Here is a 19,458-nt window from a genome sequence, read left to right as displayed (position 1 = left end):
ACAATATAAACTATGATTATTTATATAATTGTCAATCACATAAGTATAATAATATCAAAACAACAACTTCTGTTTTTTTGGTAGTTTTTCACTCTAAACTAATCAAACTTAAAACATTTAAAATGAAATTCAGACTTAAGCATGCAATTTTGCTTCTTGCGGTCCTTTCCTTTCAAATTGTAATTTCTCAAAAAAATATTTCCGGAACAGTTACCGATGAAAATGGGCAGCCATTGGTCGGTGTTTCCATTATTGAAAAGGAAACCACCAATGGTACCACATCGGATTTTGATGGGAACTATACAATTACGATTAGGGATGAATCATCACAACTCCTATTTAGTTATATAGGCTTTACGCCTGTGACCAAAACTGTGGGAAGTGGAAGCACATTGGACATTGTAATGGAAGAGAGCGCAGAGGCTCTTGATGAGGTCATCGTCACTTCATTGGGGTTCAAGGAACAAAAGGATGAATTGGGCTATGCCAGTTCAACCGTTTCTGGGAACAAGGTTGCCGAATCGGGGGAAACCAATGTACTCAACAGTCTATCAGGGAAATCTTCCGGTGTACGTATCACCAGGAACTCCAGTGACCCAGGAGCAGGTTCGTATATCCAAATACGTGGTGTATCGTCCATTACGCGAAACAGTCAACCCCTTATTATTGTGGATGGCGTGCCCATTAGCAATGATGTAAGAGGCAACAGTGACAGTGGCGGTGTGAACCAAGAGTCTCGGTTGAACGACATCAATCCAAACGATATCGAGAGCATTACAGTCTTGAAGGGCGCTTCTGCGGCAGCACTTTGGGGGACCCAAGCCCTTGGGGGGGTAATCAACATTACTACCAAAAGCGGAAAATTTAATAGTAGGCTTTCCGTGAGTTTAAAAAGTACTTACTCTTATGATGAGATCAACCGAAAGTATCCTTTTCAGGATAAGTTTGGCCAGGGTGATAATGGAGTTTATGACCAAAGGGCGCGTGATTCTTGGGGAGATAAGCTCTCCGAAAGATCTGGAGGTTTGGATGAATTGGATACTTCAGGGGAGTTTTATCTCGACCAAGATGGAAATGTATATTACCCAATTTTGACCAAGAACTCCAGGGAGACTTTCCATGATTCAAACTTTGACAAAATTTTTGGCAATGGCCACTTTTTCGAAAACAACCTTAGCGTAAGTGGGGGTAATCAAAAGAGTTCCATGTTCTTTAGTTTGGGCAATCTGGACCAACAGGGGATTATAAGAAACAATTCGGATTACCGAAGAACCACATTGCGATTCAATGCCCGTCATAATTTTACTGATGAGATTAGTTTGAGAATTAGTTCCTCTTATTCGCGTACGAATTCCAATAGGATTGAAAAAGGGGCAAATAGTTCCGGCCTGTATCTTGGTCTATTGAGAAATCCCGTTGGTTTTGATATATCGGGGTATAGAGGGGATTATTATGCCAATAGTGATGCCACCCCTGTATCCAATAGGCATAGATCGTACAGAGAGCCGCTGGGAGCTGACGGAACACCCACTTATAACAATCCGCTTTGGACAATTAACGAACAGGAGAACTTGGCTAAGGTGGACCGTTTTATCACCAATGTGGAACTGACCGCCACGCCGAGTTCTTGGTTAACCTTGATTGCCAGAGTGGGATTGGACCATTACAGCGAAAAAAGAAACGAGTTTTTTACTCCGGGATCCGCCTCAGGAGCTTTCCGTTCTGGATTTATAAGCCAAGAATTGGCCACCAATACCATTTTTAATATGGATTACATTGCCAAAACCAATTTTAACCTCACCGATAATGTAACTGGTGATTTCTTGTTGGGCTTCAATTATAATGATAAGTCAAGAGCTGTGAACGGTTATGTAGGAACCAATTTTGTACAGTTTTTGGATGTGGATAGTGGAATTCGCGATTCGGACAATATTTTGCCTGAAAACATTGTGACCAATAGCTCCCAAGGTCAAGAAAGAACGGCAGGAATATATTCCTCAACGTCTTTTTCCCTATATGAGATGTTGTATGTGAATGCCACGGTCAGGGCAGAATCAGCCTCTACTTTTGGTGATGCCGATAACAAAGCATTTATTTTCCCATCTACTTCCGTAGCTTGGCAATTCTCCGAATTGGAACCCTTTAAGGAAAGTACATTTTTTTCCTTTGGTAAATTACGTGCCTCTTACGGGGAGGTAGGGGTACAACCGGCACGCTACAATACCTCCAATGTGTATGTTTCCCCAACCTTCGGTGATTCTTATGGAGGGGGGCTTAACCTTGGACTGTTCGGAAATGGTGCCTTTGTGCCCAGTTCCAGTCGAGGGAATACCAATTTAAAACCTGAGCGAAAAAAAGAAATTGAACTAGGAGCGGACCTACGTTTCTTTCGGGACAGACTATCACTTAGCGGAACCTATTTTTCAAATGTAACAGAGGATGTCCTGTTGGAGTTCCCCCAAGCCAATTCAACAGGATATACTTCTGTTTACACCAATGGTGCTGAGATTGAAAATAAAGGGTATGAGCTTGATTTGGGATATCGAATCATAGCTACCAAGGATTTTACATGGTCCATGGATGCGACCTTTACCCAAGTCCGTAATAAGGTTACCGATTTGGCCGGTATAGAATCCTTGAACCTTGGAGGTCTTTCGGCAGTTAGTTCAAGGGCTGTGGAAGGTGAGCCGTTAGGTGTTTTATGGGGATCTAGAACGCTTCGCAACGAAGATGGGGCCATTGTTTATGATGAATATGGCTTTCCGGAACAGGATCAGGTAGAAGGTGTGATCGGGGATCCCAACCCAGATTGGCAAGGATCGTTGGCAACCAGTATTTCCTACAAGAATTTTAGGTTGACCGCTCTTTTGGAAACCTATCAAGGAGCGGATATTTACGCAGGTACCAAATCCGTAATGCGGGATTTGGGAACTTGGTACGATACCGCCAATGAAGTGACAGCGACGCGTAACTATTTTACAGCGGATGGTAACGTGATCAATATAGGTGAAACCTTTAGGGGAAATGTGGCCGATTTTGGTGCAGGTCCTGTTGCCCTTACCGAAGCATGGTATAATGGAGATGGTGGTTTTTTTGGCAATGGAAATGATGAACTTTACATAGAAGATGGTTCCTGGACCCGATTAAGGGAGCTGAGTTTATCCTATCGTTTGAACAATGAATGGATGAAAGATTCCATAGGCCTTCAATCCGCCGAGTTTTCAGTTACAGGCAGAAACCTTTTTTTATGGGCCCCTTTTGAAGGGAATGACCCGGATACCAATCTTTCCGGAGTGAGTGCTGCAAGGGGAATTGATTATTTCAACAACCCCAGTACCAAATCGTATTTGTTCAGCCTAACACTTAACTTCTAATCAAAAAAACTATACAAATGAAACGCTATATATCAATCGTAATATTTTGCGCGCTACTGGTATCTTGTAGCAAATTGGTCGATGATCTTAACAACGACCCGAACAACCTAACGGAAAGTTCCTATGGAACGGTTTTGACCGGTGCAGAAGTGGGTAATTTACTTTTTCAAAGCGGGGAATCAGCTCGTAGAGCTGCCATCTTCGCAGGCCAGTATAGAGGTATAGACAGACAGCACGAAGGTTTTTACCAATATTCGGTGACCACCAGCGATTTTGATGCACTTTGGAACGATGCCTTTGTGAATGCTTATAGAAATGCATTGATTGCCGAAGAAACTGCTTTGAACGAGGAAATTGGTCCCATAGCTCAAGGAATAGCATTGGTTTTACAGGCCCAAGTAGCAGGATCTATCGCATCATTATATGGTGATATACCTTTTGATGAAGCAGGGAATGTAGCTATAACAGACCCAGTATTTGAAAGTCAGACTTCGGTCTATGGTAAAATACAAAGCACCTTGGATGCTGCCATTTCACTTTTGAGCCAAGGAACAGGAAGGCCAAGTGCAGGTTCGGACATTTATTTTGATGGGAATGCCAACGCATGGATTGAGGTCGCCTATACACTTAAAGCACGCTTTTACATGCACACCAAGAATTACCAAAGTGCCTTGAATGCTGCATCCAATGGTATCAGCTCTATGGAGAATAGCATGTACGGACCACATGGCACAGCTGCCGAGAACTCTAACTTAAACTATCAGTTTTTTGCAGTGGAGGTTCGCCAAGCAGATGTCGTCGTTTCCGATTATATGGCCAGTCTGGTTGATCCTGGGATAGGTAACCCCATTCCATCAAATTATAGGGGCAACGCAAAGACCGATGAGACGGGAAGGTATAATTTTCTTTTTACGGTAAACAGTACCGGAATACAGCCCAATACGTCCAATGGTTTTGCCGCACAGGATGCACCGGCACCTTTGGTGACCTATGAGGAAAACCTGCTTATTTTGGCCGAGGCTGGATTAAGAATCAATGGTTTTGGCGCGGGTCTTTCCAATTTGAACGACTACAGGGCATTTATGAACATAGGGGGATATCTTAGAAACGTAGACCCTTCCCAAGTGGTCTATGAACCTTATGTGGCGGCCGACTTTGAAGCAGGAGGTATGGAAAATGTGGACAATATCAGTCCAGAAAATGCTTTGCTGCGCGAAATCTTGGAAGAACGTTACATTACCTTGTTTGGACAGATAGAGTCTTTTAACGATACCCGAAGAACCGAAGGTGAATCCGTGGTGAAGGTACCGATTATACCAAATACGGGCAACCAATTGCCACAAAGGTTCTTGTATCCTCAATCTGAAATAGACCGGAATACCAACGTTCCAAGTCCTATCCCAAACTTTTTTGACGAAACACCAGTTAATCAATAAAATCAGTAAGAATTGCATATTCAAATGATGAGAATGAAGCATTTTAAGTATATCGGTATTTGGGTTTTTGTCCTGGTTCTGAACATTCCCGTTCAACTGGACGCCCAAGAAAAGCAAGGCCCGATCAACATATTGTTTGTGGGAAACAGCTTTACCTATTTTTGGAACATGCCCCAATTGGTGGAAGCCATGGCGGAAACACAAGGGGTGGACATTGCTGCACGTCAATCTACCGTGGGAGGCAGTAATTTGGAGCAACATTGGAAAAGCGAAAAAGAAACCATTACCCGCCAACTACTTGAAGAAAAAAAATGGGATTATGTGGTTTTTGGCGACCATAGTCTAAGTACCATTGAAGCCCCCGAGCGGTTTAAGGAATACGGAGCCAAGTTTGCCGAACTCGTTCGCTCCAAAGGAGCAGAACCTATTTTTTATATGACATGGGCTTATAAATCCAATCCATTGATGCAGGAAACCATAACCCAAGGGTATATGGACCTGGCCACTGAGCTCAATGCCAAAGTATTTCCAGTGGGTCCCGTTTATATGAAGGCCAGGACATTTAGACCAGACTTGGAACTCTATTTTGATGACAAACACCCTTCATCGGATGGGACATATTTGATAGCACTTACCATTACCAAACTACTTACAGGTGAATCGATAACTGACGTTCCAGATCGTTTGATAACAGTAGATAAAAACGATGAAAAATTGTACCTGTCCTTTGTTTTGCCGACCACGGGTAACTTTTTGAGGCAATTGGTGGATGAAATGAATTTTGAACCTTATAAGACCCAAAAATGAAGGTGGTAAAAAGAAATATATTCTTGGTACTTGGGCCCTTGGTCTTTTTTATCTTACAGAGTTTTGATCCCCCTGCAGATATGTCCGAGAGTGCATTCAGTATGTTGGGAATAACTTTGTGGATGGCCATTTGGTGGGTAACCGAGGCCATTCCCATTGGTGTCACGGCGCTTTTGCCCATCATTCTATTTCCGCTTACGGGAGCTGTTGATTTATCGAGTACCACCGCATCTTATGGGCACAGATACATTTTTTTGTATATGGGAGGCTTTATGCTGGCCATCGCCATAGAAAAGTGGAACCTGCACAAGCGGATTGCCTTACATGTCATCCGAATCATCGGAACCAATGTGTCAAAAATCATTTTGGGCTTTATGGTGGCCACAGCCTTTTTATCCATGTGGATATCCAATACGGCCACTTCGGTGATGATGCTGCCCATCGCCATGTCCATTGTAACACAATTAAAGGATAACCCAGCAACCCGTGAAGACGAAAATTTGATATTCGGTAAGGCACTAATGCTGGGGATAGCATACAGTGCCTCCATAGGCGGGGTGGCAACCTTGATAGGAACACCGCCCAACTTGGTGTTTGCCGGATATGTGGAAGAGGTCTACGGCATAGAAATCACTTTTTGGCAATGGGCCAAGTGGGGATTGCCCATAGCTATTCCACTTTTGGTGATAGCTTGGATTTATCTAACAAGGTTTGCCTTTACCTTTAAACAAAAGGAGTTTCCCGGTGGAAGGAAGGAAATCAATCAGTTGATAGAGCAATTGGGCCCAATGAAGAAAGAAGAAAAAATTATTCTGGGTATTTTCATTTTTACTGCCTTTGCTTGGATATCAAGATCTTTCGTGCTTCAACCACTACTACCCGCCATTGATGATACCATAATTGCCATGTGCGCAGGTATTCTGTTGTTCACCATTAAAAGTGACAACAAAAAAGAACCCTTGATAAACTGGGAAGATGCGGTAAAATTACCATGGGGCATTATACTGCTTTTTGGTGGTGGTATGGCCTTGGCTTCTGGTTTTGAGACCACTGGATTGGCCGCATGGTTGGGCAATCAAATGAGTTTATTGCAGGGATTGGCCCTAATTGTATTGATCGTTGTGATCGTTGCCTCTGTAAACTTTATCACCGAGGTTACTTCCAATTTGGCCACTACGGCCATGTTGCTCCCCATTTTGGCACCTATAGCGGTAGGGCTCAATATTAATCCTTACATATTAATGGTGGCTACCACCGTGGCAGCATCCTGTGCCTTTATGCTTCCCGTGGCAACCCCGCCCAATGCCGTAGTTTTTGGTTCAGGGTATCTTAAAATATCCGATATGGCCAAGAGCGGTATATGGATGAACTTGATTTCCATTGTGTTTCTATCCCTTATGGTGTACTACTTATTACCTCTGATTTGGGACTTTCACCCTAGGGAGTTCAGCGCATTTATTACTGATAAGATTACCAAATAACAAACTAAAAATCACTAAACATGAAAAATTATAAAAAACCAATATTGCACATAGCCTTTTTTCTGGTGTTTTTATGCATTGTAGGTTGTAACGACGACGACGAAGGTACCATTTTGGATGATGGTTCCTTGACCGTACTTACCACCAACATCACCGAGACAAATTTTGAGACCCCTGTGGAGGATGTTCCCGTAAATACTTCCATTCAGATAATTTTCTCACACAGCTTGGATATGGAGGCCATTGGTTCGGCCTTGGATTTCTCATCAGGCTCTGGAGCGGTAGACTACGATATTGAATTTTCAAACACAAATTCCACGGTTAGCTTAGTTCCAAGTTCGTTGGAGTATGAAACCAGCTACTCGGTATCATTGCCCGAAGGAACGTATGGAGTGGAAGGGGAATCATTTGAGAGCTCTTTCTCCATAAACTTTACCACAGCAGCATTTGTACCGCCGACCCTAACTTTGTCAAGCGATGTTTCTGAATTGGAAGAGGATGGCCAAATCGCAACTATTACTGCTTCATTGAACAAAGAAGCCAATAGCGATGTGACCGCCACGGTTATTTTCGGCGGAACGGCAACCAAAGATTCCGATTACAATGCTTCAGGAGAAGAAAGTATTATCATTCCTCAAGGTTCCTTGTCAATTTCTTTTGAAATCACCACGCTGTTGGACGGAGAAAACGAAGGCAATGAGATCATCGAACTTTCATTGGAGGAGGTGACCAATGCCTCAAACAGTTCAGAAAGCACAAGTATTACCATAATCGAACAATTGCCCGCATTGTCACTCAAAGGAATCATGGCACTTACTTGGGATGGTTCAGGTACCAACGATGGCAAGGCTGTTCATCTTGTGGCCAATCAAGATATAGCCGATTTGAGCTTGTATGGTTTGGGAACAGCAAATAATGGTGGCGGAACAGATGGCAATGAGTTTGTATTGCCCGCAATCTCGGTTTCCGCAGGAGATAATATCCTTGTGGCACGGGAAACCGCTTTGCTCACCACATATTTTGGAGGGTGTGCCAGTGAGTTTGAACATGTGCTACAAGCTGAATCTGCCATCAACCAAAATGGAGATGATGCCATCGAATTGTACCAAGGGGATATTGTGATAGAGACGTATGGAGATATTAATGTGGATGGCACTGGCGAATCTTGGGAGTACTCCGGTTCGTGGGCTTATAAAATTGATGGTTTCTGGACCACTGGTGGTATAGACTGCTCCGTAGGCTCCACTACTGTCGATACTTCTGCATGTCCATATCCGATCTGTTCCGAAGCGCTTACCCTAAAAGGTGTATTGGCACTTACCTGGGAAGGTAGCGGAACCAACGGAGGTAAGGCAGTTCATTTAAAGGCCAACAAAAACATTTCGGATTTAAGCATTTACAGTATTGGAGTCGCCAATAATGGTGGAGGTACCGATGGTATTGAGTTTACTTTGCCCGCCATTTCCGTCGAGGAAGGGGATGACATTCTCCTCGCTCGGGAACAGGCTACCATTGCCGCCTATTTTGGTGGATGTACCGATTCGTTCGAGCATATCATTGAAACGGAATCCATGAACCAAAATGGAGATGACGCCATTGAACTTTTTAATGGGAATACCGTAGTAGAAACTTACGGAGATGCCAATGTGGATGGAACTGGTGCCGCTTGGGAATATTCCGGGTCCTGGGCCTATAAAGAAGGGGCAACATGGTCCGTAGGTGGAGTGGATTGTGCCGCAGGTTCAACAACAACACAAGAATCGGCCTGTACGTATCCGGCCTGCAATTAAATCAATAGATAGAAAGATGAATAAAAAGAATAGAATTGGGAATGTTCAACTACTGTTTTTGGGACTAGTTGTCCTATGGTTCACTAGTTGTAGTGAAGATGAGGATGTATCGGTAGGTACGCTGAGTGTAATATCAGTTAAACTAAACGATAATCCATTTGTGGATGACATGCAAAATGTTCCTGTGAGCAGTACGATTGAGCTAGTTTTTTCTGCCATTGTGGTTCCCGAAGCATTGGAAAAAGCACTTTATGTAAGCACAGGGTCGGAAAATGTACCTTATATGGTGCAATACCTTAACCAATCAACCAAAGTATTGGTCAATATTCAGGATATGTCTCCCAATACGGTCCATACGCTTGGTTTGAACTCGGGACAAATTGGTGCGGAAGGAAAAATACTTCGGGACGGGGTTGCCTATTCCTTTACAACAGAGGGTGCCAACGCCAATGCTAAAACTCCGTGCTTATCCGCATCGGAAGACTGTATGCAGCAATTGAGCTTTTTGGATGATTCCGAACAGCCATTAACCTTTAATGTTTACGCAAACTATGACTTTATTGATGATGCAGAATTTGTCTGGGATTTTATAGACAAGGTAGTAGTTGTGGTTCATGGTGCCAATCGTGATGCTGATGATTATTACGGCTACATGATCAATTCTTTACGAAGCATGGAACTGGAAGAAGCTACACTTGTGATTGCACCACATTTTCAGGATAATGGAACTGCTCCCTCAAATGGATTGGTATGGAACGATTCCAGATGGCGTGAAGGGGCCAATGCTGGTAACAACAATGTCGCGATCAGTTCCTTTACGGTTATGGATAGTTTGGTAAACCGTTTTTCCGATCCGGAAAAATTCCCGAACCTTGAAACTGTTTTTCTTGCCGGGCATTCTTCGGGGGCGGCATTTACGCAACACTACGCTTTGGCAAATAAAGTACAAGACTCCCATGAAGGAATCGATTTTCAGCATATTGTAGCCAATAATCAGTATTTCTACTACCCAGATGGACAACGTTATGATGAGGAAGCAGGAACCTTTTATGAACCTATGGACTGCACTGGCTACGATTATTGGCCGTATGGGTATGAGTTTGCCGTGCCATATCTGGATGGGGTGGATGCTGGCACCTTAACCGAACAGCAGGTTTCCAGGAGCACCATTTATTTCTTGGGGAGTGATGATACATCGACTACAGGAACCCTCAATACAACAGATTGTCAAGCTACCTTGCTTGGATCCAATAGATTTAACAGGGGGAGCAATATGTACGAGTATATGGAAACATTTTATCCATCTACCCACAATCACAGGGAAGTAATTGTGCCCAATGTGGGCCATGATGCCAATGGTATTTTCAACTCATCTGAATTTAAACAATATGTTATGGAATTTGAGTAGCACTATGCATTAAAAAAAATATAGTTGATTTGAGTTAGTTATTTTAAGGGGCCGTCTAAAAACATTTGGGCGGTCTTTTTATTTAGGGATGATTTGTGGGTGTATGCCTTAATGTTGCGTTTTTTCGATTTATTTCCCGTGGTCAAAATTGGGCCAGAGGGTCTCTATGCCCTAAAAGTTGCCTTTCTAAGGTTGTGTGCCATGGCAATGAGCCCTATTTCGGTTTCCACCTTATCGATGCCCCTTAACAGGAACCGTTTGAAGCCCATATTCTGTTTGATGTTGCCGAAAACGGCCTCGACGTCCCAGCACCTTCGCTTACGATGGGCGATCCCCTCTTCGCCTAGCAGTCTTTCCCTGGCCGTGGCCCTTAGCCTTGCCAGATTGTGGTTGCGCTCAACGACCCTGTTCCCTTCGGAGCCATGGCAGGCCCCGCGCAATTGGCCGCTTGGTAGCGGTGGATTGTCCGTACATGTCCCGTTTTGGTCCGTTTGCGATAACTTCCCATAAGGTGCATGGCCTGCCCCATGGGGGCAGAAGTACCGGCCCCCTTCGCCGTCGTAATATGGTTTGTCGGCCGCAAACGGGTTTTTACAGGTCCCCCTTTTTTCGTCCAGTTGTTCCTTGTGGAAGTAGCCGTACTTCATGAAGGCCTCGATGCCATTGCTTTCCAGATGGGCATAGTTCTCCTCGCTGCCATAACCGGCATCGGCGGTAAGTTTGTCGGGCGCCCGGCCGTAACTTTCGATGAATCCCTCCACATGGTCGATCAGCGCGGTGGTGTCCGAGGTGGTCTGGGCAAGGCTGTAATTGACGATGAACTGGTTGTTGGTGCCGGCCTGCAGGTTGTAGCCCGGTTTTAACTGCCCGTTCTGCATGTGGTCGTCCTTCATGCGCATGAAGGTGGCATCGGGATCGGTCCTTCTCATACTGTTTCTGCCGCCCATTTGCCCCTCTTGACGGTCGTACCTCTCCAGGTTCCTGGGCCAGTTCCTTTTTGCGTAGTTCAGCTTTTGCCTTACCTTTTTATCGATCGGCCTGTCTTCCAAAGCTTGGTCGATCCGGTCTATGGTCTCGGATACCTTCTGCGGGTCTATCGCTTCAAAGTCGGGCATATTGGGGGTCTGCTCCTCATCCCGGTACACCTTTTCCACATAGCTCCAGAGTTCTTTCAACTGCTTTTGGATACGCTCGCGCGAGGTCTTTATGCCCTTTGCCCATACAAAGGTATAGCGGTTGGCATTGGCCTCTATCTTGGTGCCGTCCACATAGATGTCCCTTAGGCCCAGATGTCCCTGCTCGGCCAATAGGACCACTACTTGGTCGAAGATCTTCCTGAAGTGCCCCCCCCAGCTTTCCCGAACGGAAGTTGCTGATCGTGTTGTGGTCCGGCCGTGCCGTGCCGGCCAACCACATAAAATGGAGGTTCTCCCCAAGGGCCTCCTCTATCTTGCGCGAGGAATACAGGTTGCGCAGATAGGCATAGACCAATATCTTGAGCAGTATCTTTGGGTGATAGCTGGAGGCGCCCCCTCCCTTATAGGTCCTTTCCAATACGGCCAGATCTATACCTTCCAAAATTGAATTGACGATCCGGACAGGATGGTTTTTGGGTACCAGATCATCTTAACTGGGCGGAAGAAGGCTCAACTGGTCCTAGTCATTGGTCTTCCATACTATTTTTCGGCTCATAACTAAAGTTACGATCCCTTACAGTTTTAAACAAAAAAGAGACTGCCTTTTTGGACAGCCTCTTTTATTGTTATGAAAATTGATAAAACCCTATTCCTACAACTACATGATTTTTTACAAAACCATGGAGGCATTGGAGTGACCCTGAAGACCTTCTGTTCCTTGATTGGATAGGACAGATTATGAAAACATTAAAACGAAAAATTTGAACCATCTAATGTTTTACTATAAATGGGGTAGGTCAGTGACTGATGTGTGATTTAACTACGTTTACTTTTTTCCATTCTAGGTGATCATATACCTGTTTTTTGTACCCTAGATACGATAAAGTCCAAAATACTAAAACAGAAAATCTCCATCAGAGTTTGTTGGAAAATGAGGTGTTCGACCTTAAAATCATTTCTTTGGTGAAGGTAGCTGAGGAGACCAATCAAACCGAATATATATTCAAAAAACTGAATCAGCAATATGTGACTGAAGAGCAACAGAATTTTAAAATGTTGTCGACCATTATGGAACCTATCATTATTTTGGTGATTGGGTTTTTTGTTGGAGGAGTACTTTGATTATTACAACCATCGAAGAAGACACCAGTCCATTGAATACCAAAGACCAAAAGATGTTTATAGAAAAGCAGCTTGATAATGATATTAGTTTTCTACAAAGCAATAAATCTAATGTTGTCTGTTTCGGCCAAGAATCCTTCTTGCAGTTTGGTTCTTTTTAAACTGATTTCAGTATTTTTACTTTGTAATGGACAAGTTCTAATTCCCATTTTTATCTTAAATGAGCAATAAGGTGTGCAGAATTTGAAATAACAGTTCTTTCTTATGATAGTCAGATAATTATACTTTTGTAAATGGTTTAGTCATCCTTAGAATTTTTTACATAAGCATAATTTCCTTCTCATAATTCAATAAGTAAGAATCTATCTTTTTCTACAATTTTCTTTAATCTTTTTTTGTACTTTAATGGAACCAAAAGAGAGCAAATTATATCTCCGAAGTTCTTTTCACGGTTTTGTTGTGCAATCAGGTGTGCACATTTAGAAAAAATGACATAATAAAATGAATAACAGTGGGTTATGAGTAGGCAGTTAAGCCTACCACCCCGACAAGCCACTTTTTTTAGTTATGTTCTTCCCTCTTTTGCAAGAATTCCTTTTAAAGTGGCCATATCCTCACTCACCTTCTTATCAATGATTTTGGCATAATGTTGTGTGGTCAGGTTCTTTTTGATTCCACAGAGATCGGCAATCTCCTTTAAATAGGCATTGGACTTCTGATTGCTCAAAACGGGCAAAACACAATCTCCATTGAAAACTTTAGGGTGGTCCTGATATTTTTCAAGGATGGCCTGAGCAGTTGGGAGTAGAGGGATACCCAATCGAGTTTTTGTTTTGGTACGTTTGGACTTTATCCAAAGGCTCCCATCAATGTGTGTTGTGATATTATCAGGATGTAGTTTTTGGACATCGATATATGAGAGTCCGGTATAGCAACAGAAAACAAACATATCCTGGACAACATTCAGGTGTTCTCCTGTAATTTCTTTGTCTACCAATGTCTGCAATTCTTGTTTGGATAGAAATTCACGCTCAAGGGTTTTGAATTGTACCTTGTAGATGTAAAAAGGATCTTTACTGATCCATTCATGTGCCACCGCCATTCGGATGATTTACTTGAAATTATTGATGTACTTCAGGGCAGAATTATGATTACATTTTTTAGCCACCTTTAAAAAATACTCGAAACCCTAGATGAATTTCAAATCCACATCTCGGACCGGAATATCCGATTTTCCGAATTCAGACTTTAAAAATTCGGCTATGTGGTTTCTGGTGGTTTGGTACCGCTTATAGGTGACGAGGGCAAATTCAATCCCAATGAGCTTTTTCGTTTGTTGGTTATGTTCATCAAAAAGCTCTATAAGCATTTTGAGCTTTCCACCTTTGCCCAAATACAAATTTTTCATATCTGATGAGGTGAAAGGTTTGTTGTCCTCTACAAGTTGAAGGTGGATTTTATTTATTCTACTTCTGACGGTGTCCAAGTACTGGTTCAATTCATTTGCTTCAAGGTTCGTTCCCTTCATTTTCCCCGTCCGAGCACTCCATTTTTGTGGGTCAACTTTGCGTGAAACGCTCAATTCACTTCGTTGGCCATTTACCGTTAATCGCAGATATATAGGGACTTTCACGTCTTTTTCTTTGTGTTTTCCTTTAAGATAAAATAGCTGAGAGAAAGAATGGCTCATTTTTGGTATATTTTTTATATTCAACACAAAATCAATTAATTACAAAGAAATCGGTGAGTGTTTTTGAATAAAAAAAAGGCTCACCGAATAGGTAACTTTTTTAATGCTATTATTTGAGATTAAATGAAGCCAAATAAAATAAAAAAAACCTGTAAATCAGTAATTTACAGGTTTATTGTGTTGTTTTGATGGTGTTTCAGTGGAGCCGGAGGGATTCGAACCCTCGTCCAAACAAGCAATAACCATGCTTTCTACATGCTTAGTATCTGCTTAATTTTCGTTGCATACCTGACCAGATACGGCCTAATATACACTTATCTTCTTAAGGTTTTAGAGGTGTCGCCAAAGCGAACGAACACCCTTGTGTTGACTTTTTTGGTGCTCCTAAACGAATCGCCGTCAACAAGGGCTATTCAGGAACATCTCGCTTCCCTACCTGGTAGGGACGAGGCACATCCTACTATAATTCAGATTATGCGGCAAGAGCGTAATTATTTTCGCCAATTAAAAAGTGTGAAACATGAGATTAACGAGCTGTATCCCAGCGCTCGACATGCTTACATCGCCATTGGTCTTGCTGTCAAAACCGGTCGGCCCCATAATGAGATAGGTAAGCTTTGCTTACCGTATACGAATTATGCCCTGAGCGTAGTCGAGGGGCCTAAACGTAAACTCACTTTTTTTTCAAAGAACTTAGCCTGCACTGAGCACGGTCAAAGTGTGGGCGTTCCCAAAATATTGCTTCGCAACATTTCGGTCGGGCTATCGGCTGTACAAGGTACTTGCCTCTATCCCTAACGCGGTCGGCAAAGGTAACTTATATCCATCAAACAATAAAAAGTTTGCCTGCCCAGCCTTTTCCTCTTATTTTGGTCAACAATTATACCAAAATACTATATGAAGTTCGGAATCATCAGGGAACGTAAAAATCCGCCCGATCGCAGGGTCGTACTGTCACCGACAGCGTGTCAAAATGTCCTTTCCAAATACCCAAAGGCCGAAATTCTGGTCGAATCATCGCCAATTCGCGTGTTTTCGGACCAAGAATACGCCGATAAGGGTCTTGAGGTGGTTAAGGACTTGGAAACTTGTGAAGTGCTTCTAGGTGTTAAGGAAGTTCCCATCGAAGCATTGATTCCCAATAAAAAATATTTCTTCTTTTCCCATACCATCAAAAAGCAGCCTTATAACCGGGAGTTGCTTCAAGCTATTTTGGATAAAAACATAGAACTGTACGATCATGAGGTGATAACCAATCCAAAAGGGAGTAGATTGGTCGCCTTTGGCCGTTATGCCGGAATCGTAGGAGCCTACAACGGATTCAGGGCCTACGGTTTAAAGTACAACTTGTATCAATTGCCTAAAGCGGAATCCCTTCTGGATCAACAAGCTTTGATTTCGGAACTTAAAAAAGTACAGCTCCCCAACATAAAAATATTGCTTACTGGAAAAGGAAGAGTGGGCAGTGGTGCCAAGGAAATGCTCGATACCATGGGATTGAGGCACGTTTCTCCCAGTGAGTATTTATCCACATCCTTCAAGCAACCTGTATATTGCCAAACCGATGTGTCTCACTATGTAAAACGTAAGGATGGAACCAAAGGCAGCAAAGCCGATTTTTTCCAAAACACCGAGGCTTACGAATCTGACTTTTTTCGTTTTGCAAAAGTAACCGATTTCTATATTGCAGGACATTTTTATGGTGATGGCGCTCCTTATCTGTATACCCGAGAAGATGCCAAACAACCCGATTTTAACATAAAAGTAGTGGCCGACATCAGTTGTGACATCGACGGTCCCATTGCAAGCACCATTCGTCCGTCCACCATTGCCGAACCAATTTATGGGTATGACCCTGAATCGGAAACGGAAACCGATTTTAAAAATAAAAAGGCCATTGCCGTAATGGCCGTGGACAACCTCCCGTGCGAATTGCCAAGGGATGCCAGCGTGGGTTTTGGAGAAGCATTTTCCAAGCACGTGGTACCATCTTTTTTTAATAACGATAAGGATGGTGTTCTAGAAAGGGCCCGTATGACGCAAAACGGTAAGTTGACCCCCCGGTACGCCTACCTTCAAGATTATGTTGACGGAAAAGAATAGCTTTTTAGCCAAAAACACCTTTCAGAGGTTGGTAATGCATTGTTTTTTAGTATATTGTATGTCTTAATTCTTAAAAGCCTGTGACGTTTAATTGGGTGTTTTCTGGAGATGACAATCCAGCAATGCAAAGGACTTGTATCGATTTGGAATACAGCCTCAGACCTAGAATCATGCGATTCCTGTTGTCCCGATTAGATGTTGATACAGACTTTTCCTGTTTTTACTTTGATGTTGATGTGGACAAAAAATGGGTGTCTATCTCGGACAAAACCCCAAAAGAGTACGCCAGCAAAATATTGACAGGCTTTGACCAAGTAATCAACGGGTCCTCTTTTTCCTCTGTAGCTTAAACTATTCCTCTAGTCTAATATTCCAAGTAACAATGGGATGCTCTTTTGGAGCAGTATAAGCACCTAATGCTTTAAGCTTTATTTTAAGGTCAGCCTTCTTTTCCAGTGTTTTGATCTGTAGGGTTTTGGTGCCCCCGGCCGGTACTGTAAAAACCGGCGAACTGGAGTAGAACGTGTACGGCATTTGGTTTTCGAATATCAAATCGCTGCTGGTCACATTTTTTAAGGTAATCTCTAAAACGGAAGTGTTATTAATGTACTTGGCTCTTTCAAATTGTAATGAAGCGTTGAGTAAAGGAACCAGATTTTCTTCTTTTCCTACCAAAAGCGAATTAAAAACGGCTACCGTTCTTCCAGCAAATAAAGCTTCTTTCAGGGATTCAATAGACCTTTCTTTGGCAAAAACCAAGGTTATGGGGCGGTCGTGCCCCTTTTCCACATAATCCCAATCAATAAGTCCGTGGATATCGCTGGTTCCCATTATGGTCAAGTTGTTTTCAATGGCCAGTGCCAACGACTCTTCCGAATAATCCCCGGTGTTGATTACCTCGATTCCATGCAACTCTCCCTTTTTGATTCGCTCTTTTTGAAAATTGCTAAGAATCGGATTACCTTTTGGTGATTGGGCATACCAAGCAGGGTGGTTCCAAAAAACAAAGGCACCTTGCTCCTTGGCTTCGGCAAAAGATTCCTCGGCATCCTCCACAAGAAGTTTGTTCGCATCTTCAATAAATATGGCGTTGTTGTGTCCGATCGGTGCTTGTCGGGTAATTTCGGACCCGTGAACCAGAATAAGGTCATGATCCTTTGCTTCTTTTAGGGCGATTTCGTAAGACCGGTTCCTATCAGGGTGGGGGATATCCACTTTATGGGGTTGGTATTCAAGATGTTCAGTGAGAGAGATCACATCCAAATTATCCCGAAGGGCTTCCATGACCCTAATATTGGGCCAAACATTGCCATCTGAAAAAACAGTGTGCTGGTGCAAGTCTGTCTTCAAGGTTTTGTATCCAGGTACATCAGGAAAAACAAGTGTTCTGGAACTTTGGTGAGAATGTTCTTGTGCAAATAGAGAGGAAGTTACAAGAAGTGCGGCAAAAAAAGGCTGGAATTTCATTTTGATGGTTTTATCAAAACTATAAAACTATATGATATGCTTTAATCGCATGAAGTATATTTTACAAACTATTTAACCTCAGGGTAAAGTAGTTATGTGTTTTTAGAAACTAATTAGACTTTTTTATAAATCACAATTAGCAAATTTTTAAGGGTAAAAAGAGCTGTGAAACGCAAATTCCTTACTAGTTTTGCCAGCTTAAAACCCCTGCATTTTGCATATCGATCTATTAATAGCAGCACTATGGAGCCTTTCACCGTTTGGGGAGGCGAAAGTGGGTATTCCTTACGGGATGTACCAAGGGGTGAACGAGTACCTAGTGTTTGTTGTTTGTTTTGGTGCCAATGTGTTGGTTTTTCCCATGATGATGTTTTTTTTGGAGTACATCAACCGTCATTTGATCAAATGGCGATTCTATAAAAAGTCCGCTGTTTTTGTGGGGCAGAGGGCCAAAAAAGGATCAGGTAAAAAAATACAGCGCTTCGGGTTTTTGGGCATTGTACTGTTTGTTATGATTCCATTGCCCGGCACAGGGGTCTACGCAGGAAGTATTGCCGCGTATTTGTTCAAAATGAAAAAGCGTGAAGCCTTTGCCGCCAATACCATCGGAATATTTTTCTCTTCAGTCATTATTTGGGTCGCTACTTTATTATCCATGGAAGGCGGCACTTAGAAGTATTTCCAGTATTTTACTGTTTTTTCTGTGTGTTCATGTTGGATTTATTTATTTTGCTTTTAATCTTGATTGATCACTAACCTTATAAGATTTTTTATGGCTTCAGGTTTTTTTGCTGTTTTGGATGATATTTCAGCACTTATGGACGATGTGGCTTCCATGAGCAAGATCGCAACCAAGAAAACAGCAGGTATATTGGGAGATGATTTGGCGGTAAACGCCGAAAAAGCGACCGGTTTTTTGTCCAACAGGGAAATTCCTGTGCTTTGGGCCATAACCAAAGGTTCTTTTTTAAATAAACTGATCATTCTCCCCATCGCATTTTTGTTGAGTGCCTATCTTCCGACTGCTATTACAATTATACTTATTCTAGGAGGGGTGTACCTTGCGTATGAAGGTGCGGAGAAAGTGTATGAGTACCTTTTTCATCGTAAAGAAGAAGGGCATGTAGAAGACCCCATTGATATTCCTGAAGAAGAGTTGCCCGAACTGGAGAAGAAAAAAATAAAGCAGGCCATTGTCACCGATTTTATTCTCTCCATTGAAATTGTCATCATTGCATTGAGCACCGTGGTCAACGAAACCCTGACCATCCAGATTGTAACCGTTTCCGTGGTGGCACTGTTGGCCACTGTTGGCGTATATGGCATAGTGGCCTTGATTGTTCGGATGGACGATTATGGGTACAGACTGATTCGCCTGAACGATCAGGACGATAGTTTTTCGGACAAAGTGGGCGGGGTATTGGTGAATGCATTGCCCCATATCATAAAGGCTCTTTCCATTGTAGGTACCCTGGCATTGCTATTGGTGTCCGGGGGAATATTCAATCACAATATAGATTATCTTCATCACCTGTTTCCTGGTCTCCCTAGTTTATTGAAGGATTTTCTGGTTGGGTTGGTCATAGGTTTGGTAGCTGTTTTTTTGATGAAATTGGCAAAAAAGCTGTTTAAAAGGAAATAGGA

Annotated in this window: 15 protein-coding genes, 1 other RNA gene and 1 pseudogene; 11 read left to right on the top strand and 6 right to left on the bottom strand. The window is 42.7% G+C overall.

What is annotated here, in order from left to right:
- Positions 1–122 precede the first annotated feature (122 nt).
- The 6 genes from MURRU_RS02670 to MURRU_RS02645 are packed head-to-tail and all read left to right on the top strand — an operon-like array spanning position 123 to position 10,296.
- Positions 123–3,374: a SusC/RagA family TonB-linked outer membrane protein gene (locus MURRU_RS02670; RefSeq protein ID WP_014031873.1), complete on the top strand. Its 3,252-nt coding sequence runs from the start codon at positions 123–125 to the stop codon at positions 3,372–3,374.
- Between the two features lie 17 nt (positions 3,375–3,391).
- The gene (locus MURRU_RS02665) at positions 3,392–4,810 is read left to right on the top strand and encodes a SusD/RagB family nutrient-binding outer membrane lipoprotein (protein WP_014031872.1); all 1,419 of its coding nucleotides are present in this window, start codon (positions 3,392–3,394) and stop codon (positions 4,808–4,810) included.
- Between the two features lie 33 nt (positions 4,811–4,843).
- Positions 4,844–5,617 carry an SGNH/GDSL hydrolase family protein gene (locus MURRU_RS02660; protein ID WP_148261468.1) on the top strand — a complete coding sequence of 258 codons (774 nt, stop codon included), beginning with the start codon at positions 4,844–4,846 and terminating at the stop codon, positions 5,615–5,617.
- Positions 5,614–7,098: an SLC13 family permease gene (locus MURRU_RS02655; RefSeq protein ID WP_014031870.1), complete on the top strand. Its 1,485-nt coding sequence runs from the start codon at positions 5,614–5,616 to the stop codon at positions 7,096–7,098. Before MURRU_RS02660 ends, MURRU_RS02655 begins: the two co-directional genes overlap by 4 nt.
- Before the next feature lie 20 nt (positions 7,099–7,118).
- Positions 7,119–8,888, top strand: coding sequence for an Ig-like domain-containing domain (locus MURRU_RS02650; RefSeq protein WP_014031869.1), 1,770 nt, complete (start codon positions 7,119–7,121; stop codon positions 8,886–8,888).
- A gap of 16 nt (positions 8,889–8,904) precedes the next feature.
- The gene (locus MURRU_RS02645) at positions 8,905–10,296 is read left to right on the top strand and encodes an Ig-like domain-containing domain (RefSeq protein ID WP_014031868.1); all 1,392 of its coding nucleotides are present in this window, start codon (positions 8,905–8,907) and stop codon (positions 10,294–10,296) included.
- A gap of 164 nt (positions 10,297–10,460) precedes the next feature.
- Here the strand turns inward: MURRU_RS02645 and MURRU_RS02640 are convergent, their stop codons facing one another.
- Both MURRU_RS02640 and MURRU_RS18255 read right to left on the bottom strand, forming a co-directional pair.
- Entirely contained in the window at positions 10,461–11,612 is a 1,152-nt protein-coding gene (locus MURRU_RS02640; RefSeq protein WP_245545055.1) for a transposase, read from the bottom strand.
- A 103-nt stretch (positions 11,613–11,715) separates the two neighbouring features.
- Positions 11,716–11,874, bottom strand: a pseudogene (locus MURRU_RS18255) (transposase); the annotation flags it as partial.
- A 422-nt stretch (positions 11,875–12,296) separates the two neighbouring features.
- On the opposite strand from MURRU_RS18255, the gene MURRU_RS02635 reads away from it, so the two are divergent.
- Positions 12,297–12,554 carry a type II secretion system F family protein gene (locus MURRU_RS02635; RefSeq protein WP_041801253.1) on the top strand — a complete coding sequence of 86 codons (258 nt, stop codon included), beginning with the start codon at positions 12,297–12,299 and terminating at the stop codon, positions 12,552–12,554.
- Between the two features lie 565 nt (positions 12,555–13,119).
- On the opposite strand, the gene MURRU_RS18050 is transcribed toward MURRU_RS02635, so the two are convergent.
- The 3 genes from MURRU_RS18050 to ssrA form a co-directional block, all read right to left on the bottom strand.
- The gene (locus tag MURRU_RS18050; RefSeq protein ID WP_245545054.1) at positions 13,120–13,656 is read right to left on the bottom strand and encodes a site-specific integrase; all 537 of its coding nucleotides are present in this window, start codon (positions 13,654–13,656) and stop codon (positions 13,120–13,122) included.
- Positions 13,657–13,743: 87 nt separating this feature from the next.
- A complete protein-coding gene (locus tag MURRU_RS18045) occupies positions 13,744–14,244 on the bottom strand; it encodes a phage integrase SAM-like domain-containing protein (RefSeq protein ID WP_049789082.1) in 501 nt (166 codons plus the stop codon).
- Between the two features lie 197 nt (positions 14,245–14,441).
- Positions 14,442–14,842: a transfer-messenger RNA gene (gene ssrA, locus MURRU_RS17565) on the bottom strand.
- Between the two features lie 299 nt (positions 14,843–15,141).
- On the opposite strand from ssrA, the gene MURRU_RS02620 reads away from it, so the two are divergent.
- Both MURRU_RS02620 and MURRU_RS02615 read left to right on the top strand, forming a co-directional pair.
- Entirely contained in the window at positions 15,142–16,347 is a 1,206-nt protein-coding gene (locus MURRU_RS02620; protein ID WP_014031866.1) for an NAD(P)-dependent oxidoreductase, read from the top strand.
- Positions 16,348–16,517: 170 nt separating this feature from the next.
- Positions 16,518–16,697: a hypothetical protein gene (locus MURRU_RS02615; RefSeq protein WP_041801249.1), complete on the top strand. Its 180-nt coding sequence runs from the start codon at positions 16,518–16,520 to the stop codon at positions 16,695–16,697.
- 1 nt (position 16,698) lies between these two features.
- Here the strand turns inward: MURRU_RS02615 and MURRU_RS02610 are convergent, their stop codons facing one another.
- Entirely contained in the window at positions 16,699–17,814 is a 1,116-nt protein-coding gene (locus tag MURRU_RS02610) for an Sb-PDE family phosphodiesterase (RefSeq protein WP_014031864.1), read from the bottom strand.
- A gap of 214 nt (positions 17,815–18,028) precedes the next feature.
- Between MURRU_RS02610 and MURRU_RS02605 the strand changes: the two genes are divergently transcribed.
- Both MURRU_RS02605 and MURRU_RS02600 read left to right on the top strand, forming a co-directional pair.
- The gene (locus MURRU_RS02605; RefSeq protein WP_014031863.1) at positions 18,029–18,487 is read left to right on the top strand and encodes a COG2426 family protein; all 459 of its coding nucleotides are present in this window, start codon (positions 18,029–18,031) and stop codon (positions 18,485–18,487) included.
- A gap of 99 nt (positions 18,488–18,586) precedes the next feature.
- Positions 18,587–19,456, top strand: a complete 870-nt coding sequence (locus MURRU_RS02600) for a DUF808 domain-containing protein (RefSeq protein ID WP_014031862.1) — start codon at positions 18,587–18,589, stop codon at positions 19,454–19,456.
- Positions 19,457–19,458: the final 2 nt, after the last annotated feature.

This window comes from Allomuricauda ruestringensis DSM 13258 (genome assembly GCF_000224085.1).
GTDB lineage: Bacteria > Bacteroidota > Bacteroidia > Flavobacteriales > Flavobacteriaceae > Flagellimonas > Flagellimonas ruestringensis.
Note: the sequence above shows the minus strand (reverse complement) of the source record. Positions and strands in the feature narration are given on the sequence as shown.